We start from the raw sequence: 17,572 nt of genomic DNA on the forward strand, positions 1-17,572 counted from the left end.
TTGCTCGCCTACCTGTGGAGACAGCGAGCAAGATGCGCCGAGTCGCGCGGATGAGCACCCCCAACCGGATTCGAACCGGCGCTACCGCCGTGAAAGGGCGGGGTCCTGGGCCGCTAGACGATGGGGGCCAGAAACGCACCTGAAGCATAGGGCCGCGCGCGACGTCGTACGAATCTGAACCGCCCCATTTTCGTCGGACCCGGGAGGCCCTGTAGGGTGTCCGTCGCTTGGGCAGGTAGCTCAGTTGGTACGAGCGTCCGCCTGAAAAGTGGAAGGTCGGCGGTTCGACCCCGCCCCTGCCCACAAGCACAGGAAGCCCCCGCCCCCTCGGCGGGGGCTTCCTGCTCTCAGCGCCTGGCGACCTTCAGGCGGACCGACGACTTCGCGCCCAGGACCTGAGGGCCGCCGCTGTAGACGGCCTTGACCGTGAACTTGCCGGCCGGCAGCTTCGGCAACCGCAGAGTGACCTTCGTGCCGGTGCCGAGCGCGAGCACCTTGATCCGCTTGGCCCCGACGTAGAGCGACACCGAGCCACCCGGTGCGGCGATCCCCGACGCCGTGATCGTCACCGTCGCTGTGACCCGCTTCCTCACGGTCGTGGTCGTCGCGCTGAGCAGGACCTTCGCGGTGGAGGCGACCTTGGCGACGCTGACCGGAGCGCTCGTGGCGGTGCCCGGCTGGTAGGCCGTCAGCGTGGCGGTCTCCACCGCCTTGAGCACGCGGCCCGCGTCGGCCGTCGACGGCGTGTACGTCGAGGCGATGGCCCCGGGGATCGCCGCACCGTCGCGGAACCACTGGTAGGTCAGCCGCGCGCCTGCCGGCCAGCCGCCCGGAGACACCGAGAGCTTGCCGCCCACTGCCGCGGTGCCGGTGACGACCGGAGCGCGATCAGCGACCAAAGGCGCACCCGGCGCCCCCACGACAGCGTTGCTCGTCGAGGTCGTCGGCTGGTAGCCGGCGACAGCTCCCGTGGCCTTGACCGTGATCGACTTGCTCAGGTCGGTCGCGACCACCGCGTAGGTGTCACCGGTCGCGCCCGTGATCGCGGTCGTGCCGCGGAACCACTGGTACGTCGTCGCCGCCGCCGGGTCGAACGTCGGGGCCACCGCACTCAGCACGGTCCCGACCGCTCCGCTGCCGGTGATCGAGACCGGGATGGCGACCGTGAGGGCGGGGGCCGGCGCGCCCGTGATCGTGTTGCTCGTCGAGGCCGTGTCCTGGTAGCCGGGAGCCGTGCCCGTGACCTTGAGCGTGATCGCCTTGCCGATATCGGTGGAGACCACGGTGTAGGTGTCGCCGGTCGCCCCGCTGATCGGGCTGGTGCCGCGGTACCACTGGTACGCCGTCGTCGTGGCCGCCGGCTCGAACGTCGGGGCGTAGCCCTGGAGCACGGACCCGAGGGTTCCGCTCCCGGTGATCGACACCGCGGTGACGACCGCCAGCGAGGGTTCCGCGGTCCCTGTGATGGCGTTGCTCGTCGACGTCGCGTTCTGGTAGCCGGCCACCGTGCCCGTGGCCTTCACGGTGATCGCCTTGCCGATGTCGGTGGAGACCACGGTGTAGGTCTCCCCGGTCGAGCCGCTGATCAGGCTGGTGCCGCGGTACCACTGGTACGCCGTCGTCGTGGCCGCCGGCTCGAACGTCGGGGCGTACGCCCGGAGCTCTGACCCCAGGGCTCCGCTGCCGGTGATCGTGACGGGGGTGACGACGAGCGGCGGGTCGATCACGACGAAGTCGCGCCAGGGCGAGGCCCCGAGACTCACGCCGGAGGCGTCGAGGGCGACCACCCGCCACTGCGCCGTGCCGGCGGCGAGCGCCGCGATCGGAGACCAGACGGTCGCCCGGGTCGTCACCGTCTCCGCGAGGTCGGTCGTGCCGGGCTTGCGCCGCTCGAAGCGGTAGCTCGTCGCGCGGGCGTCCGGAAGCCAGCTGAACCGTCCGGCCGTCGGCGCGACGACCGCCGACGGGGCGGGCGCGACCAGTGACGGCTGGAAACCTTCGAAGCGGAACGAGCGGGTTGCGCTCCAGTCGCCCTTGCGGCCGCCGGCGTCGACTCGCCGCACCCGCCAGGTGTAGCCGTCGGCCGAGGCCGGGAACGGGGCCGAGGGTGTCCACGAGGAGTAGATCGAGGTGGCGGTCGCGACCTTGGTCGGGCCGGCGTAGACCTCGACGTCGTACGACGCCGCGAAGTCGAGCGGCTTCCACCGCAGGGTGTAGTCCTGGCCGAGCGCGTCGCCGTCCGCGGGCGTCAGCAGCTCGGGCACCGGTGAGCGCTTCTCGAACGAGCGCACCGCGCTCCAGACGCTGGACGTGCCGCCGCCGTCGATGGCGCGCACGCGCCAGTAGACGATGCCCTCAGGGTAGGTGCCGGAGAACGAGGTGAATGACGTCTGGTCCACGAGGGTCGACTCGATCTTGGACGCGAAGCCCGGGTCGATCGAGGTCTCGACGAGGTAGTTCTTCGCCTCCATCGTTCCCGCCGTCGTCACGGCAGAGCCGTCCGATGCCCCAGGCTCCGCCAGCCTGGAGAGCTCAGAGCTCCAGGAGAGCTGGACGTCGTCGGAGACGACCTCGCCGTTCGCGGGGCTCAGCAGCGCGGGGGCGATCGTCTTCTTCGCGAAGGAGTGGGTCGGGAACGCGGTGGGGGCACAGCTCACCCCGCAGGGCTGCACGACCCAGAAGTACGCGGAACCCGCCTGGCTGTCGGGCAGCGTGGTGGAGGTCGGGGGCGTCCACATCGGCTGACTGACGGTGTAGGTGCCGTAGACGTTGGTGAGCTCGCGGTCGTAGGAGATCGTGAGCCGGTAGGAGCTCGCGCCCGCAACGGGGTCCCAGGTCAGCACGGGCGTCTGGCGCAGGTCGAGGCAGGTCGCCGGCAGCATGCCCTCGCAGGTGTCGCCGGACAGTCCGCTGAACGCCGCGGTGCCGGTCAACGAGACCCGCATGCCGGTGACGTCCGAGACGCTGAGGCTCCCGGCCGGAGCAGGGGTGACGACGCCGGGCAGGGTGTAGTCGAACCAGGTCGGCGCCTGCGCCAGCCAGACCGTGACGACGCCCTGCGTGTCGTCGATGCCCTGCACCTTCCACCGGAAGGTGCCCGTCTTGGTCGGGACGCACGCGCCAGCGATCGTCGTGTGCACGGTGGTCGTGGTGCAGACCTGCTCGCCGGTCTCGTCGTAGAGGTAGACCTTGTACTTGCTGGCACGCTCGATCGGCTGCCACTGGTAGAAGAACGGTCGGCTGGTGTCGACGGTGCCCTGAGGGTAGGTCGCGGTCGGCTGGGCGGACCACGCCCGCCGGAACTTCCACGGCGTGGCGGGCCACGGTGCGGCGTTGCCGCTGCCGTCGACGGGCCGCACCCGCCAGTAGTACTCGTCGTTGGCCAGCGTCGTCGGCGGCGAGTAGCGGGTGCCGGTGATCCCGGACTCCTCGTGGACGACGGTGAGGAAGTTCTCGTCCGTGCCCACCTGGAGGTCGTAGTTCGCCGCCCCGGGGACCGGCTTCCAGTCCAGGACCACGTCGGTGACCTCGGGACCGAAGTCGTCGACCGGGGCCTGGAGCTCGGCGGGGGGAAGCCCGTCGACGTGGTAGAGCAACGGGGCGGACCAGGCGGTCGCGTAGCCGGTGCTCAGCTCGGCCTGGACGCGCCAGTAGTAGTCCCCGGCGGGCGGGTACCCGCCGAGGTATGCCGCCGTCGTCTTCTGCTTGTTGGTGGCGTAGAGGGCGGGGTCGGTGAACGCCGGATCGGGACCGGTCTGCACCGTGTACGAGGTCGCGCCGGCGACCGGCTGCCACGAGAACAGCGGCGCGGTCGGCGCCTGGAACGTGTGACCGGTCAGCGGCTCGATCGGCACCGGGGCGGCGCCCGCGGTGACGGTGAAGGACGAGATGGTCCAGTCCCCGAGCGTCGAGCCCATCTTAGCCCGCACCCGCCACCAGACCTCGCCGGCCGGCAGTTGGACGACCGGGACGTACTCGTCGTTGACGGTCGAGACGCTTGCCAGGGTCGGGCTGAAGGACGGGCTCTGCGAGACCTGCACGTCGTACGCCGTGGCGCCGACCACCCGGTCCCATGACAGGATGCGCGCGCTGCCGTCGGCCACGCTCAGCCCGCCCGGGCTGTCGAGCGCGGACGCGGAGCCGGGCGTCGCCACGACCAGCAGGGCGGTCACCAGGGCGGCGGACACGACAGACGCGAGGCGGGCGCCGCTGCGGCTCCAGGACATGCAGACTCCTCGACGGGTCGACTGTGCCGACACCGACGGCACATCGACAACCTCGGTCGGTGGAGCCTCCGACTTGAGGGCAGGGTCAGGCCGAGCGCTCGTGCGGGACGGCCAGACGGGGGACGCCCCCGAGGCCGGGCCGGTAGCGCACGTGGTCGGCGTACTGCTCGAGCGTGCGGTAGAGCGTCTTGTGGGCGACCCACGGGAGCGGGTCGGCCCCGTCGTACCAGCTCTCGCCGAAGGAGATCCACACCGGCGTCCAGTCGGCCGCCAGCTCCCACTCGCCCCGGCGGGCCATCAGCATCCGGCGGCGCTCCTGGAAGGCCCGGCGCGGCCCGTCGGGACAGATCGGCGCGGTCGCGATGGGCCACACGCGCAGGTCGAGCGTCATCAGGTGCACCTCGAGCTCGCGCAGCACGGCGGGATCGACCAGCACGGTCGCGACGTTCTCGTGGGGCGCGCGCTCCATGGCGGGACGCTCCCCGATCGATGCCGTCCCGTCAAGGGTTCTGCTCAACCCGCGGGCCGTCGCGACGGTGTCGCAGCGAGCGCCGTCAGCGCCTCAGCATCGGGCGGAACGACGGACCGACGACGCCGGTCGCCGACCGGGCCGGTACGGCGGGCAGGTTGCGGCCGCCGTACACGACGCCGCCGCCGCGCGCGTCGTACCGGAGCCAGGTCTCGGCCGGCCCCTGGCCCGGACCGGGCCTCGTCCAGTCGCAGACGCCCGCCGGGAAGACCTGCTGGAGGCGGGCCCACTCCGCGGCGGTGAAGGGCAACGGTGACGCGACGAGCTCGCGGGTCAGCGGCTGCAGCGCGCACGACACGACGTCGTTGGCGAGCGGGCCGCCGGCCTCCTGCCGGGGCGTCGACAACCGGGTCTGGAGCGCCTGCAGCTCCTTGACGTCGCAGGCCTGGGCGAGCTGGTCGACGACGCAGCGGTCGGTGACGTCGGCCGGCCGGTCGGCCACCACCTTCGCCGCCAACGGCTTGCGGGAGCGGTCCTTCTCGACCGCCGCCAGCCAGGAGTCCATCTTCGCCAGCGCCTCGTTGGCCCAGCGGGGGTCGCCGATGAGCGGCGCCGGGCCGAACCACATCACCCGGTTGTCGGTGTGCCCCTGGTCGGCCCGCAGCCGCTCCTCGGTCCAGAACGCGTGGGCGTAGTCGTGCGCCAGGCCGGGGTCGGGGCCGCCGTGGTTGATGATCGCGACCTCGTCGAGGTGGTTGGCCTCGTTGATGAGGCCGGTCCGGTAGGCCCGGGCGATGGACGCCGGGTCGCCCGCGATCCGCTGCGGGATCGGGCGGGAGTCGACGTCGAGGCCGCCCACCTTCTCGTTGAGATCGACGAGCTGGGCCGGTGTGATCAGCCCGCTCCGCAACGCCGACAGGCCGTAGAGAACACCGGTGTTGGAGAAGGGCAGGCCGCCGAAGCCGTGGCCGGCCCGGGTCTCCTCGGCTCCCCAGACGCTCCGCGGCCGTGGACCGAGCTGGTTGACCAGCAGGTCGAGCACCGAGCAGCGGACGCCGCCGGGGTTGGTCTGGTCGTCGTACCTCGTGGTCGCGTCGCCCGCCTGCGTCGGCAGGGTGCCGGGGCAGTCGTGCTCGGGGTTGAGCGCGGCCTTGAAGAGACCCTCGTCGGCCACGACGGCGTTGACGTGGCTGAGGTGGCCCTCGACCTGTGCCATCTGGGTCGGCAGCCAGACGACGCCCGGCGCCCACCGGCTCGGGTCCTCGAAGTAGAGGCGCAGCAGGTGGTAGTCCGCGAACTGCGCGCCCGCGGTGAACGTGTCCGGGTAGGAGCAGGTGGTGATGAGGCCCTGGTAGATGCCCGGGTAGGCGTTGGCCACCGTGTGCTGGGCGATGGAGCCGCCCGAGCAGCCGGTGCCGATCGTGTAGCGGAGCGTGCCGTAGCGCTCCACCAGGCGCTCCTTGGCCATCATCACCGACTCGGCGTTGAGCGCGACGTTGCAGTTGTGCCCGGTGTTGTCGAGCGCGGTCGAGATCACCGCGAAGCCCTTGCCGAGCGCGGTCACGTGGCTCGGCGTCGCGACCGGGACGTCGTCGAAGGTGCCCGAGTAGTCGGCGAGCGGCGGATCACCCGGCGTGTACGACGCACCGCAGCCGCCGCCGTGGGTGACCAGCAGCTTGTGGTTCCACTGGGGTTGCGGCCGCCTCGCGCGCCACGGCGTACCTGGCCTGAAGAGCGTGAGGATCGTGTAGCGGTCGCGGTCCTGGAAGCCGCGCTCCCGGCGGACCACGAACGGCACCTCGACGCCCCGGTCGGTCGTGGTGGTGGCGACGTCGGACGGCGGACTCGCCGGGTCGTAGGGCTGGAGCCCCTGCTTGCTCGGGTCCGTGGACCTGTAGAGGTAGTCGTAGGTGGCCGGCTGGTTGCAGCGGGCGTCGCGCGCGCCCTCCTGGCAGCGGTAGTGCCGGGTCTGCGGGCCGCTGAACACCGGTCCACCGTTGGGGTGGTTGGTGACCACGATGCGCCCCGTACGCGCCTTCGGCGCCGTGGCCGTGAGGTCCGTGCGGCCGAGCCGGAGGCCGGTGACCAGCGCGGTGAGCGTGCGTCCCTTCCTGGCGAAGCGCTGGGTGACCTCGCGCCTGCCGGCGCGGACGGTGACGTCCTGCGGCCGGACGCCCCGCGGCACCCTGACCCTCACCAGCGCGTCGCCGCCGGAGATCAGGTCGGCGCGGTTGCTGAGCACCTCCACCTGGAGCCGGGGCCTCCGCGGCGCCGGTGCTGCCTCGGCGGGGTGCGCCAGTGGCACGAGGAGAGGCAGGACCAGGGCCAGCAGGGGCAGGGATCTCGCGCGCATGTCTGTGTCAACGAGGCTCGGCCCGCGTCGTCACTGTCGGTTGCTCGCGGTTGACGCGGTCAGGGTGTTCAGGAGTCGCGGCTACCTGCCGATCCCCTGGTCATGCGCTCCCTCCTCCGCCCCCTCGGCGTGGCCCTCGCGGCCGCCACCGTCGTCACCGCCCTGCTGTCGTCCGCCCACCAGGCGTCGGCGGGCACCGCCACGTCGTACGACCGGGACTGCGGCGACTTCGGCAGCCAGGCGGCCGCCCAGCGGTTCTACCTCGCGGCCGGCGGCCCGGCGGCCGACCCGCACGGGCTGGACGCCGAGGGCGACGGGGTGGCGTGCGAGTCGCTGCCGTGCCCGTGCCTCTACGGCACAGGCAGCAAGCCGAAGCCGCCGCCGGCGACCCCGCCGAAGGGCACCCAGCGCGACGGCGTCCGCATCGTGCGGGTCGTGGACGGCGACACCGTGGAGGTCCGGTTCCCCACGGGGCGCACGTCGTCGGTGCGGCTGATCGGCATCGACACCCCGGAGGTGTACGGCGGCGTGGAGTGTGGCGGCCCGGAGGCGTCGCAGTCCGCGCGGCAGCTGCTGCCGGCGGGGACCCGGGTCCGGCTCGTCTCGGACCCGACCCAGGACGAGGTCGACCGCTACGGCCGGCTGCTGCGCTACGTCATGAAGGGCGCGAGGGACATCGGCCGGGTCCAGGTCGCGCGCGGGCACGCGACGGTCTACGTCTACGGCGGGGTCCCGTTCCAGCGGACCAGCGGCTACCAGGACGCCGAGCGGACCGCGCAGGACCTCAACCGCGGTCTGTGGGGTCGCTGCTGAGCAGCTCCCGCACCCGCGGCACCACCTCGGTGCCGTAGAGCCGGATCGACTCGAGCCGCTGCTCGTGCGGCAGCGCGCCCACGGCGTACTTGAGCTGGAAGCGGGAGAGGCCGAGAGTCCTCACGGCCCAGGCGATCTTCTGCGCGACGGTCTCGGGCGAGCCGACGAAGAGGGCGCCCTCGGGCGCGGCGCCGGCCTCGAACTGGTCGGGCGTGTACGGCCCCCACCCGCGCTCGCGGCCGATGCGCGTGAAGGCGGCGGCCTGGTGGGGGTACAGCTGCTCGCGGGCCAGCTCGTCGGTGGCGGCGACGTGGCCGGGGCTGTGCATCGAGACCGGCCGGGTCGGGTGCTCGTAGTGCGCGAGCGCGCGGTGGTAGAGCTCGACGAGCGGCACGAACTGCGCGGGTGAGCCGCCGATGACGGCGACGACCAGCGGCAGTCCGTACGACGCGGCCCGGACCACCGACTCCGGGGTGCCACCGACGCCGATCCAGGCGACCAGCCCGTCCTCGGTGCGCGGGAAGACCGAGACGCCCTCCAGCGGCGACCGGACCGAGCCGGACCAGGTGACCGGCTCCTCGCGCAGCAGCTCGGCGAAGATCTCGAGCTTCTCGGAGAACAGCACCTCGTAGTCGTCGAGGGAGAGCCCGAAGAGCGGGAACGACTCGGTGAACGACCCACGCCCGAGGGTCACCTCGGCGCGGCCGCCTGAGACGGCGTCGAGCGTCGCGAACCGCTGGAAGACCCGGATCGGGTCGTCGGAGCTGAGCACCGTGACCGCCGTGCCGAGCCGGATCCGCGAGGTCTGGCCGGCGATCGCGGCGAGCACGACGTCCGGCGCGCTGATCGCGAAGTCGGGTCGGTGGTGCTCCCCCAGCCCGATGACGTCGATCCCGACCTCGTCGGCCAGCACCGCCTCGGCGACCACCTCGCGGATCGTCGCGGCCGCCGAGCCGCCGGCGACGTCGCCGAAGGTGTCGAGACCGAACGTCGGGTGCTGCGGAGTGCCGAGGGCGTCGATGTCCACCACGCCATCCTCCCCTGTCGGGTAGTAATGGTGCATGGACGACCCCGGGTTCATCCGCCGTCTCTTCGACGCGCACCCCGACGGGCTCTGGGTGTTCGACGACGACGGCGTGACCGTGTGGGCCAACGACCACATGGCCCGGATGCTCGGACGCGATCCCGCCTCGATGCCCGGACTCCCGGTCCACGAGACGATGGACGAGCAGGGCCGGCGCGACTTCTCGGCGGCCCTGGCCCGGATGGTCGAGTCCGGGACCGGCGGGCAGAACATCGACTCCCACTTCGTCCGCCCGGACGGTACGGCGGTCTGGGGGCTGGTCAGCTTCGCGCCAGTGGTCGACGACGACGGCAGGCGGATCGGCTGGCTGCACCGCGTCACGCCGTACACCGACCGCAAGCAGCTGCTCGAGACGATCAACAAGCGCGAGCAGCAGCTGGCCACCGCCCAGCAGATCGCCCACCTGGGCAGCTGGGAGTGGGACGTCCGCCACGACCGGGTCGAGTGGTCCGACGAGATGTGCCGCATCTTCGGGGTGCAGCAGGCCACCGAGATCGACTACCTCACCTACCTCGAGCGCATCCACGTCGACGACCGCGACCTCGCGCTCGCGGCGCTGGACCAGGGCCTGCACGGCACGGCGTTCGACTTCGACCACCGGATCATGCGGCCGGACGGGGAGGTGCGCTGGATCCGGGGCCGGGGCATCCCCGACGTCGACGAGACCGGCACCGTCTGGCGGCTGAGCGGCACCGCCCAGGACACCACCGCAGTGCACGACGCCGACGAGCAGGCCGCCGAGGCGACCAGGCGCCTGCAGCTGCTGCAGCAGATGGCGGAGGTCGCCAACCGGGCGACGAGCCTGCGCGAGCTCCTCTTCATCGCCGGCGCCGGCGTGCCGATGAACACCAGCTGGTCGGCCGTGGCCGCCTACCTGTACGGCTCCCCGGCAGAGCCGCCGGAGCTGCTGGACATCGGTCGCGACCAGTCGCCGGTGCCGCCCGACGCCGAGCTCGCCGAGCGGGCGCGCGCGACGGGCGAGATGGCGGTGCGGGCGGCGCCCGGGCTCGAGGAGACGCACTCGATCGTCGCGATGCCGGTCTTCCTCGCCGACGAGGTGGTCTGCGTCGTCGAGCTGCTCGCCGACGAGGTGCCGCCCGACGAGAACTCCCACCGCCTCCTGTCCCAGATCGCCCACCAGCTCGGCGTGGTCGCCGAGCGCGAGCGCAGCGCCAGCGAGCTCGCGGAGGCCCGCGACGCCGCGATGGAGGCGTCCCGCCTGAAGTCGGAGTTCCTGGCCACCATGTCCCACGAGATCCGCACGCCGATGAACGGCGTCATCGGGCTCACCGACCTGCTGCTGCGCACCGACCTCGACGAGCACCAGCGCCGGCTGGCCGAGAACCTCCAGGGCTCCGGCATGACCCTGCTCGGGATCATCAACGACATCCTCGACCTGTCGAAGATCGAGTCCGGCAAGCTCGAGCTGGAGGCTGCCGACTTCGACGTCCGCGGGGTCTTCGACCAGGTCGCGTCCCTGCTCAGCGGTCCGGCGCACGAGAAGGGGCTGGAGCTCGTCGTCGCCTGCGACCCCGACGTCCCGGCGCAGCTGCGCGGTGACTCGGTGCGCCTCGGGCAGGTCGTGAGCAACCTGGGCGCGAACGCCGTGAAGTTCACCGATGCCGGCGAGGTCGTGATCGCGGCGCGCATCGAGCGGGCGTCGTCCCGCGACGTCGTGCTCCGGGTCGACGTCACCGACACCGGCGTCGGCATCGACCCGGCCGAGCGCGAGCGGCTGTTCGAGGCGTTCACCCAGGCTGACCCGTCCACGACCCGACGGCACGGCGGCACCGGGCTCGGGCTGACGATCTCCCGGCAGCTCGTGGAGGCGCTCGGCGGCGAGATCTGGGTGGTGAGCGAGCCCGGCTCCGGCAGCACGTTCTCCTTCACGGCCCGGCTCGGCCTGGTCAGCGGCTCGGCGGCGCGCCGCCTCGACGTACCCGTCCAGCTGCGCGGTCGCCACGTCCTGGTCGTCGACGACAACGCCACCAACCGGCTGATCCTCGAGCACCAGCTGGCGGCCTGGCACATGCGGCCGCTCGCCGTCGACTCCGCGGAGGCCGCGCTCGCCGCGCTCCAGGACGCGCGGTGGGGCCGCGACCCCTTCGAGGTGGTGTTGCTCGACCTGCGGATGCCGGACACCGACGGGCTGGAGCTGGCCCGGCAGATCGGCGCGCTCGAGGGCCTCCCGCAGCCCGCGATGCTGTTGCTCACGTCCGAGCCGGTGTCGCGCCAACAGGTCGTCGACGCCGGGATCCGCGGCAGCCTGGACAAGCCGATCCGGCACGCGGAGCTGCACGAGACCCTGCTCGCCCTGCTGGCACCCCGCCCCGGCACGACGACCAGCGCGCCCGCGCGTCGCCGGCCGGCCCTCGGCGTCCGCGTCCTCGTGGTCGAGGACAACCCGGTCAACCAGCTGGTCGCCGCCGGCTTCCTCGAGGACCTCGGCTGCGCCGTCGACCTCGCCGGCGACGGGCTCGAGGCGGTCGCACTGCTCTCCGGTCGGCACTCCTACGACGTGGTGCTGATGGACTGCCGGATGCCGCGGCTCGACGGGTTCGACGCGACCCGGCGGATCCGCAAGCAGGAGCCGCCCGGGGTGCGGGTCCCCATCATCGCGATGACCGCCTCCGCCCTGGAGGGCGTGCGCGAGCGGTGCCTCGAGGCCGGCATGGACGACTACCTCACCAAGCCGGTCGACGGCACGGAGGTCGAGCGGGCGCTGCGCACCTGGGCCGGCTCGACGGCGGGCGGCGCGACCGAGGCGGAGGCGATCATCGGCGTGCTCGACCCCGAGCGCGTGCGGATGCTCGAGGGCCTGGTCAAGGACGGCACGACGTTCTTCGAGCGCACGGCCAACTCCTTCATCAGCCGGGTCGGCGAGCAGGTGGTGGCGATCCGTGACGCCGCCGAGTCCCGCAACGCCAACGACCTGCTCACCACCGCCCACCAGCTCAAGGGCAGCGCGCTCAACCTCGGCCTCCCGCGGGTCGCCGCCGCCGCGGAGCGACTGGAGTCACTCGGGGCGGCCGGGCGCACCGGCGACACGAAGGCGCTGCTCGACGACCTCGCTGCCGAGGTCGAGATCGCCGTCTCGGCGCTCGTCCGGGCCACCGGGTCGGACCGCTGAGCACCTCTGGGAGACTCGGGGCGTGTCCCTGCTGCCCCCGTTCGTCGAGGTCGGCCGGCAGCGGCCCGTCGACCTGGTCGTGCCGGGCTCCTCGCTCGACGAGGTGGTGGCGCCGTACGCCGCGGCCACCGGCGCCGGACCGCTCGAGCTGACATCGGGGGCGGACCGCCTCGTGGCGCGCTACGACGGCGACGCGGTGTGGCTGGAGGTGACGACCCGCGGCCGGACGACCCGACACCGGTCGCGCCGGTTCGCGCGGCCGCCCGGGCCGGTCGAGGAGGTCGGCCTGGCGCTCACCGGGACGCACCTGACCGCGCTCACCCGCGAGGGCGACCGGTGGGTCGCCCGCGCCCGCACCGACCTGCGGGGCCGGATCGACACCCGGTCCGAGGCCTGGCTGGCCGGCCTGGCCACCGCCGCCCCGATCGCCGGTCGCTTCGGCCAGCTCGGGCTGCGCGACGTGCGCGTGGTCTCCGGGGTGCCGGACGGCCGCGTGGTCCTGTCGGCGACCAGCGCCGGCCCCGGCTTCTTCGACACCGCGCACACCTCGCTGTGGGAGCTCGACACCCGCACCCTGGCGCTGACCCACCTCTCCGACCTCTTCTTCCGCCGGCCCGACCGCGCCGGCGCGTACGGCGACCACGCCACCCACGTCCTCCGGGACGGTGACGAGTGGCTCGTCGCCACCAGCACCTGGGGCGACTTCCACAGCAGGCACAAGGTCATCGGCGTCACGCTCGCCCGGACGACCGCCGACGTGCTGAGCGGCGTGCACCTGCTGGACACCGAGCCGCTCCCGCTGCCCGTCGGTGGGCTGCGCTCGGTCGGCGTCTGGGACCCGCACCTGGCCCGGACCGACGACGGCTGGCTGGTCGGGTTCGTGAGCGCGACGAGGTTCTTCCGGTTCCACCCGGCGCTCGCCGGCGGCCCGTCGCTGGACGCGCTCGCCCTGCGCGGCGCGGCCGGTCACCTCACCCAGGCCGAGGGCACGACGCTCGCGCACCTCGGCGGCGGCTGGCGGGTGCTGGCCAGCGACAAGCGGGCGCAGCGCTTCCCGACCTACGACCTCGCGATGCGCGAGACCGGCGCCCTGACCGCGCCGTACCCCTCCAACATCCCGTGGCCGACGCTGGTCCGCGACGGTGACGGCTGGCTGGTCGTGACGTTCGACGGGACGCCGTACGGCGGCCCCGTGTGCGGCTACGGCACGCACGGCGACGTGGTTTTCCTGCGCCCGGAGGCTGGGACTACCGTGTGACCCAGAGCACGCGCCACCCCTGCGTGCCCTGACCTCACGACGGCGCCACACCACCCCCGTGGCCGACACGAAAGCAGGACCATCCATGTCCGACGTCTTCGAGCTGGGATCCGAGCACGAGCAGGTCGTCTTCGCCCACGACCCCGGCTCCGGCCTCAAGGCCATCATCGCGATCCACTCGACCGCCCTCGGCCCGGCCCTCGGCGGCACTCGCTTCCACCCCTACGCCTCGACGGCCGACGCGCTCCGCGACGTCCTCAACCTCTCGCGCGGCATGTCCTACAAGGCCGCGCTCGCCGGCCTCGACCTCGGCGGCGGCAAGGCCGTGATCATCGGCGACCCGGCCACGGCCAAGAGCGAGCCGCTGCTGCGTGCCTACGGCCGTCAGGTGCAGGCGCTCGGCGGGCGCTACTACACCGCGTGCGACGTCGGGACCTTCTCAGTCGACATGGACGACATCGCCCGCGAGTGCGACTTCGTGACCGGCCGCACCGTCGCCCACGGCGGCGCCGGTGACAGCTCGGTGCTCACGGCGTACGGCGTCTTCCAGGGCATGCGCGCCGCCGCCCAGGTCGCCTGGGGCACGACGTCACTGGCCGGCCGCACGGTCGGCATCGCCGGCGTCGGCAAGGTCGGCAGCCACCTGGCCCGCCACCTCGTCGAGGACGGCGCCACCGTCATCGTCACCGACGTCCATGCACCGGCCGTCGAGCGGCTGCGCGACGAGCTCCCCACGATCCAGGTCGTGGCCGACGAGGCGGCGCTGGTCGCCTCCGCGCTCGACATCTACGCGCCGTGCGCGCTCGGTGACGCGCTCACCGACGAGGTCGTCGAGGTGCTGAGCGCCAAGATCGTGTGCGGCGCGGCCAACAACCAGCTCGCCCACCCGGGCATCGAGAAGGCGCTCGAGGAGCGCGGGATCCTCTACGCGCCGGACTACTGCGTCAACGCCGGTGGCCTGATCCAGGTCGCCGACGAGCTCGAGGGGTTCTCGTTCGAGCGCGCGCAGCAGCGCGCCACCGGCATCTTCGACACCACGCTGCGGGTCTTCGAGCTGGCCGCCGCCGACGGCGTGCCGCCGGCGATCGCCGCCGACCGGCTCGCCGAGCGGCGGATGCGCGAGGTCGGCCGGCTGCGCGGGATGTGGCTGCCGCAGCACTGACCGGTCCGACACCACCGGTCCGACACCGGGCGCGCTCGACGACGAGCCGCCCGGTGTCGGGCGGCTCGGTCAGACGAGACTCAGAGGAGACTCAGTCGCGACGGGAGTCGGAGTAGTCCGACCACTTCTCGAGCTCTTCCGGCTCGATCTGACTGGTGTCGTCGCTGTTGCTCTGCCCGTGCAGCTCGTTGGCCAACGCCCCGAAGTCCGTCTCATGAGTGCGGTACTTCAGGTCGCGGGCGACCTTCGTCTGCTTGGCTTTCGCTCGGCCGCGCCCCATAGGGTCAGCCCCCTCGCACACTCGGCCGGGGCGCTCAGGCTCCCGGACTGTCTCAAAGAGTTCTCGTGGGCCCAACGCTACCTGTTGGGTGGGTGTTCCCGCACATCGGATCGCCGATTCTCACCAGCCGGGGTGCTGGCCGACCAGCCGGACGGTGCCGCCGGCCTCCGGCGCGGCGGCCACCTCACCCGCGATCCACGCCCGCACCCCGTGCTCGGCGAGCACGGCGACGGCCGCGTGGGCGTCGTCGGGGTCGGTCAGGGCGACCATGCCGACGCCGCAGTTGAGCGTCATCTCCAGGTCGGGCTGAGCGACCTCGCCCACGCGCCGGACCAGGTCGAAGACCGGCTGCGGGGTCCAGGTGGCGCGGTCGATCGTCGCCCCGAGCTCGACCGGCATCACCCGCTCGAGGTTGGCGGCCAGGCCACCGCCGGTGACGTGGGACATCGCGTGGGTGCGGGTCCGGTCGGCGAGCGCCAGGCAGGCCTTGGCGTAGATCCGCGTCGGCTCGAGCAGCTCCTCGCCGAGCGTGCGGCCCAGCTCGTCCACGTGCCGGTCGAGCGACCACCCGGCCGTCGCCAGCAGCACGTGGCGCACCAGGGAGTAGCCGTTGGAGTGCAGCCCCGAGGCCTCCATCGCGATGACGACGTCACCCGGGCGCACCCGTCCGGGGCCGAGCAGCTTGTCGGCGTCGACGACGCCGGTGGTCGACCCGGCCACGTCGTACTCGTCGGGGCCGAGGAGGCCCGGGTGCTCGGCGGTCTCGCCGCCGAGCAGCGCCGCGCCGGCCTCGACGCACGCCTCGGCGATGCCCTTGACGATCGCGGCGATCCGCTCGGGCACGACCCGACCGGTGGCGATGTAGTCGGTGACGAAGAGCGGCTCGGCCCCGCAGACGACCAGGTCGTCGACGAGCATGCCGACCAGGTCGAAGCCGATCGTGTCGTGCTTGTCGAGCGCCTGCGCGATCGCGACCTTGGTGCCCACCCCGTCAGCGGAGGTGGCGAGCAGGGGCCGGTCGTAGGCCTTGAGGGCGGAGGCGTCGAAGAGCCCGGCGAAGCCGCCGATCCCGCCGATCATCTCCGGGCGGCGGGCCTTCTCGATCCACACCTTCATCAGCTCGACGGCCTTGTCACCCGCCTCGATGGAGACACCGGCCTCGGCGTAGGCGTTGGGCTTGTGGTCGGTCACGGAGCTCCCTAGGGATTGTTGAGGACCGGCAGAGCCTCGCCGGAGGCCGGCGACTTCAGCGTCGCCTCGAGCAGGTGCTTGCCGAGCAGGCTCTCGTCCGGCAGCGCGATGGGGTACTCACCGGTGAAGCAGGCGCGGCAGAGCCGGTCGCCGGGGACGCCGGTGGACTCGACCATGCCGTCGAGCGAGATGTATCCCAGGCTGTCGGCGCCGATGCTGGCCGCGATCTCGTCGACGTCGAGCCCGTTGGCGATCAGCTCGGCCCGGGTGGCGAAGTCGATGCCGTAGAAGCACGGCCACTTCACCGGCGGGCTGGAGATCCGGACGTGGACCTCGAGCGCGCCGGCCTCGCGGAGCATCCGCACCTGGGCCCGCTGGGTGTTGCCGCGCACGATCGAGTCGTCGACGACGACGATCCGCCGGCCGCGGATCATGTGCTCGAGGGCGTTGAGCTTGAGCCGGATGCCGAGCTGGCGCAGCGTCTGGCTGGGCTGGATGAACGTGCGGCCGACGTAGGCGTTCTTGACGAAGCCCTGGCCGAACGGGATGCCGCTCTCCTCGGCGTACCCCGCCGCGGCCGGGGTGCCCGACTCGGGGACCGGCATCACCAGGTCGGCGTCGACGGGGAACTCGCGAGCGAGCCTGCGGCCCATCTCGACCCGCGCCTCGTGGACGCTGCGGCCGCTGATCGTGGCGTCGGGACGCGCGAGGTAGACGTACTCGAAGACGCAGCCCTTGGGTGCCGGCTCGGCGAAGTGGTGGGAGCGCAGGCCGTTCTCGTCGATGACGATCATCTCGCCGGGCTCGACCTCGCGGACCACGCTCGCGCCGATCGTCGCCAGCGCGGCGCTCTCGCTCGCGACCACCCAGCCGCGCTCGAGGCGGCCGAGGACGAGCGGCCGGATGCCCTGCGGGTCGCGGGCGGCGTAGAGGGTGTCCTCGTTCATCCAGACGAAGCAGAAGGCACCCTCGAGCTTCGGCAGCACCTCGAGCGCCCGCTGCTCCAGCGAGGTGTCCGGGTGGTGCGCGAGCAGCGCGGTGACCAGCCCGGTGTCGTTGGTGGAGCTCTCCATCGGCCGCGTGTGCAGGTCGAGCTCGTCCTCGGGCCCCGGCAGGTCGGTGACCATCTGCTGGAGGTCGTGGGTGTTGATCAGGTTGCCGTTGTGGCCCAGCGCGATCGAGCCGTCGGCGGTCGGCCGGAACGTCGGCTGGGCGTTCTGCCAGGTGCTGGCGCCGGTGGTCGAGTAGCGGGTGTGACCGATCGCGAGGTGGCCCTTGAGCGACGCCAGCGTCGTCTCGTCGAAGACCTGGGAGACCAGGCCCATGTCCTTGTAGACGAGGATCTGGCGGCCGTTGCTGACCGCGATGCCGGCCGACTCCTGACCCCGGTGCTGGAGCGCGTAGAGACCGAAGTAGGTCAACTTGGCGACGTCCTCGCCGGGCGCCCAGACCCCGAAGACGCCACATGCGTCCTGCGGTCCCTGCTCGTGCGGGTCGAGGGCAGCGGTGAGCCGGCCGTCGCCGCCCTTGCGTCGGCTGGTTTCGAAGGGCACGTGAGGATTCTAAGGCGCGGGGTGCCTCGCGGATACGATGGGCCCGCGACCAT

Annotated in this window: 11 protein-coding genes and 2 tRNA genes; 5 read left to right on the forward strand and 8 right to left on the reverse strand. The window is 72.5% G+C overall.

Annotated features, from left to right (window positions below; translation table 11 throughout):
• Window positions 1-55: 55 nt before the first annotated feature.
• A tRNA-Glu gene (locus tag HZF07_RS12970) sits at window positions 56-128 on the reverse strand.
• Window positions 129-229: 101 nt separating this feature from the next.
• On the opposite strand from HZF07_RS12970, the gene HZF07_RS12975 reads away from it, so the two are divergent.
• Window positions 230-303, forward strand: a tRNA-Phe gene (locus tag HZF07_RS12975).
• 44 nt (window positions 304-347) lie between these two features.
• On the opposite strand, the gene HZF07_RS12980 is transcribed toward HZF07_RS12975, so the two are convergent.
• From HZF07_RS12980 to HZF07_RS12990, 3 genes are all read right to left on the reverse strand, one after another.
• Complete coding sequence (locus HZF07_RS12980) at window positions 348-4,226, reverse strand: Ig-like domain repeat protein (RefSeq protein ID WP_157342178.1); 3,879 nt, start codon at window positions 4,224-4,226, stop codon at window positions 348-350.
• 85 nt (window positions 4,227-4,311) lie between these two features.
• Window positions 4,312-4,695 (reverse strand): hypothetical protein, encoded by a 384-nt coding sequence (locus tag HZF07_RS12985; protein ID WP_157342180.1) that lies wholly within the window; start codon window positions 4,693-4,695, stop codon window positions 4,312-4,314.
• An 85-nt stretch (window positions 4,696-4,780) separates the two neighbouring features.
• Window positions 4,781-7,048, reverse strand: a complete 2,268-nt coding sequence (locus tag HZF07_RS12990; protein WP_181645144.1) for a DUF6351 family protein — start codon at window positions 7,046-7,048, stop codon at window positions 4,781-4,783.
• A 102-nt stretch (window positions 7,049-7,150) separates the two neighbouring features.
• Between HZF07_RS12990 and HZF07_RS12995 the strand changes: the two genes are divergently transcribed.
• Complete coding sequence (locus HZF07_RS12995) at window positions 7,151-7,861, forward strand: thermonuclease family protein (protein ID WP_157342182.1); 711 nt, start codon at window positions 7,151-7,153, stop codon at window positions 7,859-7,861.
• On the opposite strand, the gene HZF07_RS13000 is transcribed toward HZF07_RS12995, so the two are convergent.
• The gene (locus HZF07_RS13000; RefSeq protein ID WP_181645145.1) at window positions 7,833-8,888 is read right to left on the reverse strand and encodes an LLM class flavin-dependent oxidoreductase; all 1,056 of its coding nucleotides are present in this window, start codon (window positions 8,886-8,888) and stop codon (window positions 7,833-7,835) included. The genes HZF07_RS12995 and HZF07_RS13000 overlap by 29 nt on opposite strands.
• A 34-nt stretch (window positions 8,889-8,922) precedes the next feature.
• On the opposite strand from HZF07_RS13000, the gene HZF07_RS13005 reads away from it, so the two are divergent.
• The 3 genes from HZF07_RS13005 (at window position 8,923) to HZF07_RS13015 (ending at window position 14,495) form a co-directional block, all read left to right on the forward strand.
• Window positions 8,923-12,075, forward strand: a complete 3,153-nt coding sequence (locus HZF07_RS13005; RefSeq protein WP_157342186.1) for a response regulator — start codon at window positions 8,923-8,925, stop codon at window positions 12,073-12,075.
• A gap of 22 nt (window positions 12,076-12,097) precedes the next feature.
• Window positions 12,098-13,333, forward strand: a complete 1,236-nt coding sequence (locus tag HZF07_RS13010; RefSeq protein WP_157342188.1) for a hypothetical protein — start codon at window positions 12,098-12,100, stop codon at window positions 13,331-13,333.
• Window positions 13,334-13,418: 85 nt separating this feature from the next.
• Window positions 13,419-14,495, forward strand: a complete 1,077-nt coding sequence (locus HZF07_RS13015) for a Glu/Leu/Phe/Val family dehydrogenase (protein WP_157342190.1) — start codon at window positions 13,419-13,421, stop codon at window positions 14,493-14,495.
• 91 nt (window positions 14,496-14,586) lie between these two features.
• On the opposite strand, the gene HZF07_RS13020 is transcribed toward HZF07_RS13015, so the two are convergent.
• The 3 genes from HZF07_RS13020 to purF form a co-directional block, all read right to left on the reverse strand.
• A complete protein-coding gene (locus tag HZF07_RS13020; protein WP_157342192.1) occupies window positions 14,587-14,775 on the reverse strand; it encodes a DUF3073 domain-containing protein in 189 nt (62 codons plus the stop codon).
• A gap of 120 nt (window positions 14,776-14,895) precedes the next feature.
• Entirely contained in the window at window positions 14,896-15,966 is a 1,071-nt protein-coding gene (gene purM, locus HZF07_RS13025; RefSeq protein WP_181645146.1) for a phosphoribosylformylglycinamidine cyclo-ligase, read from the reverse strand.
• Window positions 15,967-15,974: 8 nt separating this feature from the next.
• Window positions 15,975-17,519, reverse strand: a complete 1,545-nt coding sequence (gene purF / locus HZF07_RS13030; protein ID WP_181645147.1) for an amidophosphoribosyltransferase — start codon at window positions 17,517-17,519, stop codon at window positions 15,975-15,977.
• Window positions 17,520-17,572: the final 53 nt, after the last annotated feature.

Origin of the sequence: Nocardioides agri, from assembly GCF_013778305.1 — a bacterium.
In the GTDB taxonomy this organism is placed as follows: domain Bacteria; phylum Actinomycetota; class Actinomycetes; order Propionibacteriales; family Nocardioidaceae; genus Nocardioides; species Nocardioides agri.